At 53.9% G+C, this 12,627-nt stretch carries 12 protein-coding genes and 2 pseudogenes; 6 read left to right on the top strand and 8 right to left on the bottom strand.

The genetic code is table 11. From position 1 onward, the window contains the following. The first annotated feature begins 178 nt into the window (after nucleotides 1-178). The 4 genes and pseudogenes from HMPREF1267_RS02165 (at nucleotide 179) to HMPREF1267_RS13460 (ending at nucleotide 4,647) form a co-directional block, all read left to right on the top strand. Nucleotides 179-2,158, top strand: a complete 1,980-nt coding sequence (locus HMPREF1267_RS02165; protein WP_023028244.1) for an FAD/NAD(P)-binding domain-containing protein — start codon at nucleotides 179-181, stop codon at nucleotides 2,156-2,158. A gap of 178 nt (nucleotides 2,159-2,336) precedes the next feature. After that, nucleotides 2,337-3,555 (top strand): annotated as a pseudogene (locus HMPREF1267_RS12610) (IS3 family transposase). Nucleotides 3,556-3,882: 327 nt separating this feature from the next. Continuing rightward, the gene (locus HMPREF1267_RS12955) at nucleotides 3,883-4,500 is read left to right on the top strand and encodes a hypothetical protein (protein ID WP_023028242.1); all 618 of its coding nucleotides are present in this window, start codon (nucleotides 3,883-3,885) and stop codon (nucleotides 4,498-4,500) included. A gap of 12 nt (nucleotides 4,501-4,512) precedes the next feature. Continuing rightward, nucleotides 4,513-4,647 carry a hypothetical protein gene (locus HMPREF1267_RS13460; RefSeq protein ID WP_023016690.1) on the top strand — a complete coding sequence of 45 codons (135 nt, stop codon included), beginning with the start codon at nucleotides 4,513-4,515 and terminating at the stop codon, nucleotides 4,645-4,647. 222 nt (nucleotides 4,648-4,869) lie between these two features. Here HMPREF1267_RS13460 and HMPREF1267_RS02155 read toward each other — a convergent pair whose 3' ends face one another. Then, nucleotides 4,870-6,078 (bottom strand): IS110 family transposase, encoded by a 1,209-nt coding sequence (locus HMPREF1267_RS02155; RefSeq protein WP_023016689.1) that lies wholly within the window; start codon nucleotides 6,076-6,078, stop codon nucleotides 4,870-4,872. Nucleotides 6,079-6,610: 532 nt separating this feature from the next. On the opposite strand from HMPREF1267_RS02155, the gene HMPREF1267_RS12605 reads away from it, so the two are divergent. Next, complete coding sequence (locus HMPREF1267_RS12605) at nucleotides 6,611-6,856, top strand: CopG family transcriptional regulator (protein ID WP_023018175.1); 246 nt, start codon at nucleotides 6,611-6,613, stop codon at nucleotides 6,854-6,856. Continuing rightward, the gene (locus HMPREF1267_RS02150) at nucleotides 6,853-7,095 is read left to right on the top strand and encodes a hypothetical protein (protein WP_023016688.1); all 243 of its coding nucleotides are present in this window, start codon (nucleotides 6,853-6,855) and stop codon (nucleotides 7,093-7,095) included. The genes HMPREF1267_RS12605 and HMPREF1267_RS02150 overlap by 4 nt, the downstream gene beginning before the upstream one ends. 394 nt (nucleotides 7,096-7,489) lie before the next feature. Here HMPREF1267_RS02150 and HMPREF1267_RS02145 read toward each other — a convergent pair. From HMPREF1267_RS02145 to HMPREF1267_RS13545, 7 genes and pseudogenes are all read right to left on the bottom strand, one after another. Then, nucleotides 7,490-7,881: pseudogene (locus tag HMPREF1267_RS02145) on the bottom strand (IS6 family transposase); the annotation flags it as partial. A gap of 136 nt (nucleotides 7,882-8,017) precedes the next feature. Continuing rightward, nucleotides 8,018-8,782 (bottom strand): hypothetical protein, encoded by a 765-nt coding sequence (locus HMPREF1267_RS02140; protein WP_023016686.1) that lies wholly within the window; start codon nucleotides 8,780-8,782, stop codon nucleotides 8,018-8,020. A 404-nt stretch (nucleotides 8,783-9,186) separates the two neighbouring features. Continuing rightward, a complete protein-coding gene (locus HMPREF1267_RS12600; RefSeq protein WP_084519512.1) occupies nucleotides 9,187-9,414 on the bottom strand; it encodes an FAD/NAD(P)-binding protein in 228 nt (75 codons plus the stop codon). Further along, a complete protein-coding gene (locus HMPREF1267_RS02135) occupies nucleotides 9,414-10,346 on the bottom strand; it encodes an ATP-grasp domain-containing protein (RefSeq protein WP_023016685.1) in 933 nt (310 codons plus the stop codon). Before HMPREF1267_RS02135 ends, HMPREF1267_RS12600 begins: the two co-directional genes overlap by 1 nt. 270 nt (nucleotides 10,347-10,616) lie before the next feature. Beyond that, complete coding sequence (locus tag HMPREF1267_RS13310; RefSeq protein WP_023016684.1) at nucleotides 10,617-11,528, bottom strand: hypothetical protein; 912 nt, start codon at nucleotides 11,526-11,528, stop codon at nucleotides 10,617-10,619. Continuing rightward, nucleotides 11,512-12,201, bottom strand: a complete 690-nt coding sequence (locus HMPREF1267_RS13550; protein WP_023028240.1) for an IS3 family transposase — start codon at nucleotides 12,199-12,201, stop codon at nucleotides 11,512-11,514. The genes HMPREF1267_RS13310 and HMPREF1267_RS13550 overlap by 17 nt, the downstream gene beginning before the upstream one ends. Beyond that, nucleotides 12,167-12,328 carry a hypothetical protein gene (locus HMPREF1267_RS13545; RefSeq protein ID WP_284643649.1) on the bottom strand — a complete coding sequence of 54 codons (162 nt, stop codon included), beginning with the start codon at nucleotides 12,326-12,328 and terminating at the stop codon, nucleotides 12,167-12,169. Before HMPREF1267_RS13545 ends, HMPREF1267_RS13550 begins: the two co-directional genes overlap by 35 nt. Between the last annotated feature and the right edge of the window lie 299 nt (nucleotides 12,329-12,627).

Raw genomic sequence — 12,627 nt, 5'->3', positions numbered from 1 at the left:
ACCGCTCCGCCTGCCAAGAATTAATTTCACGCCCGCCCGGAGTGTTCCGGCTGGCGAGCGCGCCCTGCCGCCACCGAGCCACAGGCGGTGCATATTTAGCCAGCGCCCCAACTGATAGACTTCATTGTCTATTATGACGATTCCGCTTGGTCTATAAGCTAGAAGGTAGGGCTCCGCGTTGACCGATAACACTTCATCCATCGCGCTGATTGGACTTGGCCCCCGCGGCATTTCCGTCCTCGAGCGCCTCGTGGCACAACTCAATACTGTGTCTCACCCGCCAGAAAAGCTGACGCTTCATCTCATCGATGATGCCCAGCACGGCGGCGGCAAGATTTGGGATATCAACCAGCCCAAGTACCTGTGCATGAATACCTTCGCACACGGCATGACGCTGTTTTCTGAACCCGGCTCCACCGTGGAGGCCCCAGTGGTTGAAGGCCCCACCATCTACGAGTGGATCCGCCTGACGCTTGGCGATGCCAACGTGCCCGCCGGCGCCCGCGATTACGCCGCTACCCACCCGCTCGATCCACAGGCGCTTGAGGAATTCGGCCGTGCAGAGCTGGAGAAATTGCGCCCCGAATCCTATCTGCCGCGCGCTCTCTACGGTCACTACATCCTGTGGGTTTTCCACTCCGTCTTGCAGGACGTACCGGAATGGGTAGAGGTCAAGCAACACCACGCCCGCGTGGTGGATATTGAATCCCGCGATGGCGCGGATATTTTGCACCTTAATAACGACACCACCGTTGAGGCCGGCTCCACCTTGGCGGTCACGGGCTGGCAGAACCAGGGCTATACCGAAAACGAGCGGTGGATCTTAAAGACCTTGGAAGAAAACCCCAGCCTGCGCTGGATCCGCGCAGATAACCCCATTGACCAGGGCGTTGACTCCATCAAGGACAATGAAAAGGTCCTCGTGCGCGGGCTTGGCATGGGCTTTTTCGATATCCTCATCCTGTCTACCGTGGGCCGCGGCGGGAAGTTCGTCGAGGATTCCTCCAAGCCTTGGGGCATGCGCTATGAGGCCACCGGCACCGAGCCCACCTTTGCGGCTGCTTCCCGGCGCGGGTACCCCTTCCTACCGCAATCCGATGAAGGCTCCCTGCCGCCGGCCGCGGAAATCCCGCGCTTGAAGAAGGTAGTCGCCGAGCTATCCCACCGCACGGGCGCGCGCTCCATTAACTATGACACCGAGGTGTGGCCTGCGGTCGCCCGCGATGCTTACCAGGCCTATATCGATACCCTCGCCCGCGTCGAGCCGGAGAGCCTGCGCACCTCCCGCGAGGAGATCATCACTGACCTCGATGCCACCCCGGTAGATGCTGGTGTGGCCTATAACGGCCTGGCCCAGCTCGATGAGGTCATTCACCGCCACACCACCAAGGATTTCAGCCTACTGCGCTGGATGCACCTGCTCACGGAGGACTTTTCCAGCCAACAAGAGCTCACCGAGCACATCGCACAGAGCCTGTGCGAGGACCTGGCAGAGGCCCAGAAGGGCCCGGATAGCCCGGTGCGCGCCGCTTTGTGGTCGGTCGGTTTCTCCCGCAAACCCACCCAGGTCCTGGGCGCCGAGGGCCGCTATACCCTGGAGTCGCGCCACCACATGTTCGATAAGGCCATTTCCTTGGGTCAGACCACATGCTCCGGCCCGCCGCCCTTCCGCACGCAGCAATTGCTGGCGCTTGTCGATGCCGGCATTGTCAGCTTCGTCGGCGGCAATCCCGTCTTGGGTACGAATGCCGACACCGGCGAATGGACCATCAGCTCCAGCGCCTCTGGCGGCAAGCGCATTCCGGGCACGACGCTTCTCGATGCCTGGGTGCACAAGCCCGATATCCGCCGCACCCCGCACGATTCCTTTATGCACTCCCTCGTGGAATCCGGGCGTGTGCGCGCATTTACGGAAACCGCGCGCGATGGCATCGAGGTACCTACCGGCTCGCCTGCCGAGGACCCCGATACCCGCCAGGTCCACAACGCCGACGGCACCGTGGATGAGCGCCTACACCTCGTAGGAATCCCCGCCCACGCCGAGTACCCAGATACCACCCTGGCCCCGCCGATTCCCGGCACGGATTCGTGGTTCATCCAGGAAGCCGATAAGGCCGCCGTGCACGCGGCCCAGGTAGCCCTCGCGGGGCAAGCGTAGCTAGCAGCGAGGGGCAGGCAACCGCCTGCCCATTACGCTGTTAGCAGTTCCGTTCGGAGGAGCCCAGGATTCATACTCCTAGCCCCATGCTGGGGCAGGTTATGTTTATCTGCGTTCGGACCTGACCCCCCATGTGGTGGACACCCGATTAGTGCGGATTTTGTGTCCGTAAGAGAGGATGTTCATTGTGAGTCAACAACGCCAGAAATACACGCCGGAGTACCGGCGTGAAGCCGCGAACCTGGTAATCGAGTCAGAACGCCCGATTGCTCATGTAGCGAAAGAAATTGGTTTCGCACCTGGCCTTTTAGGCCGATGGGTGAAAAATGAGCGTCAACGCCTAAGGATCCTCTGATGGGCTAAGCGAGGCTGATCTTCGTGCTGAGAACGCTCGTCTGCGTCGTGAGCTGGCAGAAGCCAAGATGGATAACGAGTTTTTGTCAAAAGCGACAGCCTTCTTCGCCGCAAAGCAACGCGATCAGAAAAGTTCGAATTAATGCAGCAGGAGAAGGCGAATTTCAGTATCAAGCGCATGGCACGCCTTTTGAAGGTATCTCGGTCTGGATACTACAAATGGACCCATACACAGCAGCAACGACTATCCGGCGAAGATAATCGTGCAGCATTTTACAATGATGTTGACCGCAAGATTCACCAGATCTGGAAAGACTCCAACGAGGTCTACGGTGCCCCGCGAATCACCGCAGAACTCGCCGAGCGCTACCAGATTGTTCTTAACCGCAAGACTGTGGCTAAGCGGATGCGCCTGATGGGAATTGAAGGGATGTCACCGCGTGCCTTCGTCCCAGCGACAACGATTCAATCTAAACGTAAGTCGAGTCTTCCTGACCTGGTAAAGCGCATGTTTGATACCGGCGAGCTCAATCGAGTATGGATGTCAGACATTACCTACCAGCGCACTGGTGAAGGCTGGTTGTATTTGTGCGTGATCCGCGACGACCATTCCCGCAGGGTACTGGGCTGGGCTATGGATAGCGTGCAAGACACAAGTTTGGCCGAACGGGCCCTGCGGATGGCGCACACGCTGCGTGGTGACGTTGCTGACGGGCTGGTGTTTCACGCCGACCGTGGGACACAATTCACCAGTGAGAAGCTCTGGGAGGTGTGCCGCAGCCTAGGGGTTGCTCAGTCTGTGGGACGTACCGGAGTGTGTTTCGATAATGCGATGGCCGAGTCGTTCTGGTCGACGCTGAAAACTTAAGTTCTACGACCGTAAGCGCTGGCCAACCCGTGATGCCGCACGCAAGGCCGTTGCCTACTGGATTGAAGTAGTCTACAACCGTCGGCGCCGGCACTCCGCACTCGGGATGGTCAGCCCCGTCGATTTCGAAAATCACATCACCCAAACCAGAAACGAAGAAAAAATCGCTGCCTAACCGCTAGGTAGCTCCACTACGTGTCCACGATTTGCGGGCAACCCCAATCAGGTGTCCACCAAATGGGGTCAGGTCCCGTCGAGACATAGATATAGCCCACCCGCTGCCCACATGAACCGGAATCTTTACTCGCCGACATCACACTCACTACTTTCTGCAAATCTAAAGTCTAGATCCCACTATGCAAGTGTAAAACAATGGCCGAAGTGGCCCTATTTTACAGCAAACATTCTGCCCCAAACCGGCGTAACAATAGGGTGTACCTTGTTCTTCACAAGCCTGACTCATTAATTTCAAAACTATGATAATTAACATAGGCATTAATCTATGTATCCAGGTGTAAAGCGCGCTATCCTAAAAGTGCTGGAAACAGCGACATCATCTTTCCCCAAGGAGTATAAAATGCATAAAGTAGCGAAAGGCCTAGCGGCAGCTTTTATTGCTGTATCTATGTCGACAGCTCAAACACCAGCGATGGCAGTCCAAGCCCCACCATCACAAACGTTCACAGAAACACGTGCAGTAAGTCAAAATCCTGCCGAAACTCCCGCTTTCCTCGGCGGCGAGCTTCATGGACTCACAACTCAAACACTGTCAGTTGATGAATACGGTGAAGTTACCGCAACCATCAATAATGACACCGGAGAAGTGACTACTACTTACCCTGACGGTTCAGCCAAAACAATCACCGCAGAGGAAAGCGCACAAGCACTTCGAGCTCGTCTTAATGAAGCAAGCCCAGAACAGATCGCCGGCCTACAGGCTTCCATGGAAGAGCGCATCTCCAAAGAACAGGTATGCCCTTACGTTGTTGGCCTAGTCGGTGCAGGACATGCTGCATCTTGGGGCAAAGTACTAGCTCTAGCAGCTGTCAACCCCGCGATTGCTGGACTAGCATTTGCAGGTGAAACCGTATTCTGGACATGGGTATCTACCCACTGCTAAAAGGAGAACCTCATGCCACTGTGGATCATCGCAATTGTAGTTTTTGCTGGGGGCAGCATTGGCTATGCCCTTGGTCTAAAAAAGCGAATGGAAGATAATCCAAAGCTCCAAGGAAAAGGCCTTCGAGTTTTGTTTTCAAATAAGTAGAATATTACATTCGCTCCGGTTCGTCACTCATCCGAGTAGGCGAACCGGATTTTTATCAGACTTAACACGTCAAATAGGGGGTGTTCCTATATAGTTTGTCAACCTCGCGGGTGGATTAGCCGGGGTTGATTTTTCAGCCGGGGTTGTTTGGCCGTGTTGTTTTCGGGCATGACAGCTAGCCGACTGGGATTTTACCCGGTCGGCTATCTTTGCTCTTAGTGTCTAGGCTGCTAGGTCTTCCTGTGATGGTGCGGGATCGTGGTAGCACTCGTGGTTGCGCATCATGGCGTAGAGGACGTTGAGTCGTCTGCAGGCTAGTGCTACTACTGCGGCGTTATGTCGCTTGCCTTCACGGCGCTTTCGTTCATAGAATTGCCGGGAACGCTCGTGGAATCTGATGGATGCAAAAGCTGATTGCCATAGGGCGTTCTTTAATTTTTTATTGCCGGCTCGGTTCAGTGAGTTCGACATGATCGAGGTTCCGGATTGATTCGTTCGGGGCGATAAACCAGCGTAAGAGGCTAGGCGCCCAACTGACGGAAAGTCGGACATGTCGCCTGCGGTCATGAGAATTTGTGCTGCCGTCTTTGGTCCGATTCCCGGCATGGATAGCAGGATTTGAGTGTGGGGGATGTCGTTGATGAGCTTGATGACTTCCTGCTCGATTTGTTGGCGGTGCTCGAGCTTTAAAAGCGCGTCCTTCGCCGACATTGCTACGCCCATTTCGGCATAGTGTGCACCTGCAATAGTGACTGTTTGCTCAGAGATGGCAGCGAATATGGCATCGAGGACAGGTTCGGGTTTGCGTGCCTTATATCGTCGAGCAAAGGCAGCTGCCTTGGCCTTACCTAAGCGTTTTATCTTGGTGGGCCCGCCGTAGCGTGCAAGTAGGTGCAGAACCCACTTGCGGTGGATTATCTGACCGCGAAGGGCTTGTTCGAATTGCGGGTAGCAGCCTACTAGCGCACTTCGAATCTGGTTGATGAGCCTGGTGTAGGAGCGTGCTAGGTCTTCGTCGATACCGTTGAGGACCTTCAATTGGAGGAAGGCTTCTTGGACGCGGTCGACGCTGCGGAGGGATTCCGGAAGGTTCTTTGCAGCGTGGGCGATGATATAGGCGTCCCGGATATCAGTTTTGGCATTACCAGCGTGGATGCGTGAGAGTTGACGCATAGCCAAACCAGGAAGGTAGCGCACATCAATTCCAAGGTCTTGGGCTACCGCGACAGTTAGTCGACCAATGTTATTTGGCTGGTCAACAACGACAAGGACCTTGTTGTTACCAGAGTAGAAATTTGAAAAGAGTGTGCGCAGGGATTTTTCGTTTTGGTTGATGCGCTTAGATAGCACCTGGGCGCCGTCGATATCTAAGACACAAGCGTGGTGGAAGTATTTGCCAACATCCATGCCGATGACATAGTCGTAGGTCATGCCAGACCTCCTAGCGAGTTGAATGAGTATGGGACTTATTTCATCGCTGGTGGTCGGACATACTTCACGCTGGCATCCACATTACTTTGAGACCTCGCACATTCTGTGCGGGTCAGGTTCCTATTAGCAGTCTGGAGTATGTCACTGCTTTCGGCGGCACCACCCCCCCCGGATCATTTTCAGACAGGGACGAAAATAAGCCATACCGAAGCCAGCGACTAGTTCCACTGCCCCAAGGCAGAAGGAACGCAGCTAAACATAACCTGCCCCAGCATGGGGCTAGGAGTACGAATCCTGGGCTCCTTCAGGCGGAACTGCTAACAACGTAATGGGCTTCTGTCTCTAGTACGCTTCAAGACAGCGCTTAAAGAGTTTTATCTAACTGCCTGGCGGCAGGGAACCGTATATTGCTTATGGCATGACCCCTGCTCCGGGATTGCCCCCTTACGTCGCTCCTGTGGGAGTTTGATTCCCGCCGGGTGTTAATGCGGAATGTATCGACAGTAAACAATTTTCGTTATACGATATTTTCATGCCTGTGAACATCACTCAAGATCAACTCGACACGTGGGTTTCCGAAGCGGAAGAAGGCTACGATCCAGAAGTGTTGAAAAAGCGCGGACGCGGACGCCCCGGTCGCGGGGCGGAGCCTGCTCAGGTCGTTGCTGTACGTCTCACTGTCGATGAACTTTGCGCTCTAGATCGCCTAGCTACGGAAAAGAATCTCACCCGATCTGAGCTTGTTCGTCAAGCAATCAGCACGCTCACGGCGGCATGAAAGCAGCCAAATCTGCCACTAAGCACGGTATCGCAGAAGCCGATGGAATCCATGCAGCTTCCTATCCGCTGTGGATAGAGCCTCTTGATGATAACCCTGGCCAGTGGAGGGAACTCCGCCTCGGTTTTGATACCCATGCTCGACTGCTGGAAACCGTCGTTGTTGTTGCCTCCGATGGGGACGAACTGTTAATCCATGTGATGAAAGCTCGCCCGCGCTACAGCAAGCTCCTCGAATAACGTCCTGATACGTTTAGTCCGGCTTTCGCCTGCGTCCCCTAGGGGAGATCCCCGCTGCCTTTAACGCGCGATTAATAGTCTGCCTCAATACTCCAAACTCTTTCATCTCGCTCTGAATAGTCAGCCACCTACCTATCTCCGCTTCTGCTTGAATAAACACCCGCGATAGTCAGCCGGACACTCCTCGCAGCTTTTGCGCGTTTCTTACTAGCGGTTTCCAGTTTGTCGCGCTGTACCCTAATGTCCAGTAATTGTGTTCCACTTTTTAAGAGGTTGCTTATTAAGCACTCAATGTGGGGGGCAATAATTTCGGAATGAGAATCCGGATCTTGACCCAATAAAGCGCAGTAAGTTCCGTTTAGCACGGAGTCTTCCGTTTTATTAATAGGGTGTACCCGGCTGACGCATTGGATCTGAGGGCCTTGGCCAGGAAACGCTTCGCTGCGGCCACGTTCCGCTTCGGAGAGAGGTAAAAGTCCAAGGTTTGGCCACCGGCGGTGATCGCCCGATAGAGGTAGCACCACCTGCCGCCGACCCGGACATAGGTCTCATCCACCCGCCAGGAACTAGCTTGCCAGTCAGGTACCTGCCGGTACCACCGTGTTTGCTTGTCCAGCTCAGGCGCGCATTTCTGGACCCAGCGGTAGATCCTGGTGTGATCGACCGGCACGCTCCGCTCGGTCATCATTTCCTCCAGATCGCGGTAGCTCACCCCGTAGCGGCAGTACCACCGCACTGCCCACAGAATGATGTCACGGGGAAATGACGACCGGAGAAGATACCCATGGCTGTGATTATTTCACCTCGCTCTTCCTACTGCCCCAACTTTGCAACAGCACCTTTGTCTTTCGGGAAAGGCACGGAGCCTGCTAATAGGCAGTTTTCACCCCGAGGATGTGACCGATCTCCCCGGGGCATCAACCTATGCGTGGGAGTTAATCCAATCAAGGGCAAAATTGGCTTGCATGATTGAAGTGCGGGCGTAGCTTGGAATGGCGGTGGTCGGTGCTGCTGCTTCCCCCGCAAATAGAACTCTGTTACCGGCCTGCGCAGTGCCCCAACCATTATTTAAAGGGGCACCGACCCAGCGAGAAGCGTTTGGCTTTATTTGACCAGGGAAAATTCCTTTGTTGTATTTGATCCATCCGGGGTCCTCATAGCCACAGGCGCAAACTACCGCTTCGACTCGGTGAGAATTACCCGAAGCATCTTTTAGGTCCACAGCGTTTCGAGCTTGTTCCCCTGATCCCTGGCCACGAGCTAGGACAAGGCTCCCTGCGTGAAAACCTTCTCGTAGGTTTTTCGCGCCTTGCACAGGCATGGCGGTCACGTAACGATGTATCCAATCTGATATCCCATTGAGGAGAGTCTGCCTTAGGGAGACTTTTAGAGGTGACCAGGTCTGATTGGCTAGGTCCACCATGCGACCGATCATTTTTTCCCACACAGAATAACCATTTTCAGCTAATTCATAGTCCAGCAGAAAACGATCAGTGCCATTCCTGGGGAGGGGCTCCCTAAGACGTCCCGGATACCAGCCGAGGGAGGTGGCGTGCTGAATGGCGTATTGTCTAAAATCCTCTACGCTGCGGGAGTGTGCACGGAACTCCTCTGCTGGCATTTCCTTTGGGGCGTTTAACTGAAGCGAAGTACGTACCCCGGGAAGCTGGCCGCTGGGGCTAAGCATAACTGCCTCCACCCCCTCAAATAACGCTAATCGTGCGGCGTCCACGGCAGAGAGGCCAGTACCTAAAATACCGATGCGGGAAGTGGGATGGTTTTCTAGCCAGTGTGAAAAACTGGGGTCCTAGGGGCTGGGAAAACTGGGACCGTATCACGGTATGACTGGCAAGATGAAGGGACCCGTGCTGTTTTTCGGCCACCTGTGATGATGACGAAATCGGCTTTAAAGAGCCCGTGACGCGCAGTATGAATGAGGACAGGGGCTGCAGAATCTTCTACACAAATGACCGAATCGAGTACGTACTGAAGACGGCCATCGCAGCTGCCGCTCTCAGAGGGTAGAGCCTGTTGCAAGTAAGATCCGTACTTTTTTCTTGAAGAGAATACAGAACTGGACTCTTGTTTATTCTATCCCAGGAACTCCGCAAAATCATGTGGTTCCTCGACATCCAGCGACATTACTGAAGTACTTGTGTTACATAGCAAGCGTTTATCAACATGGCCAAAAGCAAGGTGCTTCTGAGGAGGTGTCGCGTCAAAGATAGTGAGTTCAATATGCGGGAAAGTAGAAGATACCCGTCGTGCGACCGCTGCAGCAGCGACCCCTGCGCCGATAACAGCAATTCGGGTCGTCATCACGCATCCTTTCCGGGGGCAACAGTAAACAGATCACCATGGGCGTCGAAAGACTCAAGAGATTGAAGATCGGTCTCAACAGCAGCACGGTCAGAAGAGCCAAGAAGAACCATGCCAAACGCACCAGTTGTTACGCGATTCGAGTTATCGATATAAGTGCCGATCTTTGGTCGCCGCGAGATTCTCTGAACGGTCGGGCGAGTTTGGACAAGATCCCAGTGGCACTGTTGAAGCACACCGTTTGACTGCGGGATAGGCATGAGCCAGGCGACACACCCGTCAAGATTTCCGGCGAGTACTTCCTGTTCGGCAGCTTGTAAACCATCCACTAGCATCGTGGCGAGAACGCTGATCTGGCTGAAACCGCGAGTCGGGAAATAGACCTCGTCGGGTACTTCGGGGCCCATACAGCGACCGTTGTATTCAATAAGTACCCACTGCCCCTTAGACCACCTCAGTTCCACGTGGGAGGCTCCGAAGTTTACTTCCAGAGCGTCAAGGAGCGATAAGGTATATTCTACGGCACCGGAATAGTGGTTGTCCTCCGGTCCTACTGTGATAGCTGAATATATGTGGGGAGCTCCAGATTCCTCCGTAAGTCCGTATCGGAAAACTTCGGTCACAATATGACGCCCTTCGGCTGTCACCGTGTTCACAAAATATTGAGGTCCGTCTACGTACTCCTGAAGAACCACGGAGGGTGATTTTTCTCCTAGCAAAGTCGTAGAATTTTGAATGGTAGTAATCGCTTGAAGAGTCTCGGGTTCTGTTTTGCAGAAATAGACATGGTCACTGCCCCCGCTTCCCACAGGCTTGACAACACAATCCTTGACCAGGGACGGGTCTAGATAAAGGCTGTCTTGTGCAGAAGCGGGGGATAGGGTAACAGACCTTGGGGCACGCAGTCCATATTGGTGAGCAACTTCAATCATTCCTTGCTTATGGCGACGGTGCCAGATCTTCTCTCTACCGTCCTAACTCAGCTGAAACCCACTCAGCTATGGATACTCCTGATTCGCTTCCCGGCACAACAAGGTCAAATTTTTCTTGGCTACATTCCCGGAGTAGGGCCAGGGCCCATGGATCGGAAATGCTCCCGTCTTCGTTAGCTGAGATGGCATACGGCGGGTTAGCAGTAGCAACCTCTACGTCCCTTTTTTTGGCGCAGGGTTGCCACCAGATCGGCGCCACTTGAAGAATCATCAACTACTAATATTTTCATTTTTCCGTGTTCCCCACATTGCTTGGCTTATGGTTATTGCCACAATGAGCATCAACAAAGTTAACTGAATTGGTTCGACTTGAGAGCCCAATGCCACCTCGGTAGCCATCACCACGGCCGGAAGGGCCGCGATGATCAGTGCCGAGATGAAAGGCGGCGCTAAGGTAATTCCCCACTGCAAGAGCAGGATAGGAAAAGTAATGCACATCACCGATAGCAGGACGATTGACAGGGTAGAGCCTCGAAGCATCTCCGCTTCCACGGAAAAGAAAGCCACGAGACCGCTAATAATCCAAGCTAAGTGAAACCTCACTGCTGCAATCGTGAGAACGCTGTTCCCTTGTTCAGTAGCCCAGCGCGAGGAGTAAAGCACTCCTACCGCAGAAATTCCTGCGCCTACAGCTAGAGCGAAACCCAGATAAGACTGGGGTGAACTGCTTCCCGTTCCTAGGAAGAAAAAACATAGAGCCAGAACCACTACTGCAGTTGTTGACACCAATGAACTGCTGAGCCTTCTGGCCGACCAAGTCATTATTACTGCGACAATAAAAGGGCCGACTCCTGTTTCGATGACACTTGCTGCAGTGGGCTGCATCAAAGTAGTGGAAACATAGAATAAGCAGAAAGCGCCCGCAGTAAACAGATTGAGGCTTGCTGCAGTTGTCATTTTCATGGGGGGATGCGGTGTTTCCGTAGCTCGGTATTTTCTACGATAAAACGCTAAATAGACCACTGTGGAGATAATCGCCGCGATAAGAAACGCTGAAAACGTAGTAAAAGTAGATAGCTCTGGGTCTACTTGGGCTCCGACTATCGCAGTGCCGATTCCTTGCCATAGGACAGCTAGGGCTACGATAACCGCCCCTACAACTGGTTTATTGGACTGGATCATAAAACCTTACCCTCAAAATCCGTAAAGTTAACTTAATAGGTGTTGTTGCAAAGTTGGGCGGAGAGCAGCGATGAAGTGCCCCGAGTTTTGTTCCTAGGCACTTGCCTTGATTTCTATTATTGCCTGTGGCGGGTTCTGCTTCCAAAACTCGGTTTCGACCTCGACCGGGGTTCGGTATCCCAAGCTTTGGTGGAGCCTTGTCTCGTTCCACCATGACACCCCACTCGAATGTCGCAATTTCTACCTCGACAACATCATTCCACCTGCGGGTATGGACTAGCTCGTTCTTGTAGGAGCCGTTAACGTTTTCAGCCAGAGCATTGTCATAGGAGTCGCCGACAGTTCCGGTGGAAGCAGTGATCCCGTGTTGGGCAAGTCGCTGGTTGTAGACAACGCTGACATACTGCGATCCGTGATCCGAATGGTGAATGAGACCTGTTGTTTCCCTCGCGCTCACAATCGCTTGGTTGAGTGCTTGCAGCGGCAAAGCTTCGGTCCGCATCGAATCTGACAGCGCCCACCCAACGATCCGCCGGGAGTAAACGTCGGTGACAAACGCGGCATACACAAAGCCTTTCTTCGTGCGCACGTAGGTAATGTCGGCCACCCACAGCTTGTTCGGGCCTTGGGCTTTGAATTCACGCTCGACCAAGTCCGGGCGCAGATCCGGCACGTTGAGGCTTACGCGTTATGATTGGTGATCCGCCTTTGCCTTTGCCAGAAACGCCAGCCAGGCGCATTAAGCGGGCAGTTTGTTCGCGACCGATATCGATTCCGTCACGGTCAAGCGCGTGCCACATTTTCCGCACGCCGTAGACAGCGTAATTATCCCGATGAACAGCACTAATGCGTTCAACTAGAACAACCGTCGCGAAGGCGACGAGCACTTAAGCCCACGGGCTTTGGACTGGCGATAACCACGCGAGGTGATGAACCCACCAGCCCGGTTATTTTTCAACGTCTTACAAATGAACTCGACAGAGAAATAATTCCGGTACTTATCGATGAACCGGATCATTTCTTAACGTTTCGGGTCGAGTTCCGACGCGAAAAAGCTGACGCGGCCTTCAGTAGCTCATTAGTGTCGCGTAGCTGGTGA

This window comes from Corynebacterium sp. KPL1824, from assembly GCF_000478095.1.
Classification (GTDB): domain Bacteria; phylum Actinomycetota; class Actinomycetes; order Mycobacteriales; family Mycobacteriaceae; genus Corynebacterium; species Corynebacterium accolens.
Note: the sequence above shows the minus strand (reverse complement) of the source record. Positions and strands in the feature narration are given on the sequence as shown.

Excerpts from the sequence above, each read along its gene's own strand:
- HMPREF1267_RS13545 (WP_284643649.1), bottom strand. The coding sequence starts at position 12,328 with ATGTGGCACGCGCTTGACCGTGACGGAATCGATATCGGTCGCGAACAA.
- HMPREF1267_RS02155 (WP_023016689.1), bottom strand. The coding sequence starts at position 6,078 with ATGACCTACGACTATGTCATCGGCATGGATGTTGGCAAATACTTCCAC.
- HMPREF1267_RS13460 (WP_023016690.1), top strand. The coding sequence starts at position 4,513 with ATGCCACTGTGGATCATCGCAATTGTAGTTTTTGCTGGGGGCAGCATT.
- HMPREF1267_RS12600 (WP_084519512.1), bottom strand. The coding sequence starts at position 9,414 with ATGACGACCCGAATTGCTGTTATCGGCGCAGGGGTCGCTGCTGCAGCG.
- HMPREF1267_RS02135 (WP_023016685.1), bottom strand. The coding sequence starts at position 10,346 with ATGATTGAAGTTGCTCACCAATATGGACTGCGTGCCCCAAGGTCTGTT.
- HMPREF1267_RS13310 (WP_023016684.1), bottom strand. The coding sequence starts at position 11,528 with ATGATCCAGTCCAATAAACCAGTTGTAGGGGCGGTTATCGTAGCCCTA.
- HMPREF1267_RS12605 (WP_023018175.1), top strand. The coding sequence starts at position 6,611 with ATGCCTGTGAACATCACTCAAGATCAACTCGACACGTGGGTTTCCGAA.
- HMPREF1267_RS02150 (WP_023016688.1), top strand. The coding sequence starts at position 6,853 with ATGAAAGCAGCCAAATCTGCCACTAAGCACGGTATCGCAGAAGCCGAT.
- HMPREF1267_RS02140 (WP_023016686.1), bottom strand. The coding sequence starts at position 8,782 with ATGCTTAGCCCCAGCGGCCAGCTTCCCGGGGTACGTACTTCGCTTCAG.
- HMPREF1267_RS12955 (WP_023028242.1), top strand. The coding sequence starts at position 3,883 with ATGTATCCAGGTGTAAAGCGCGCTATCCTAAAAGTGCTGGAAACAGCG.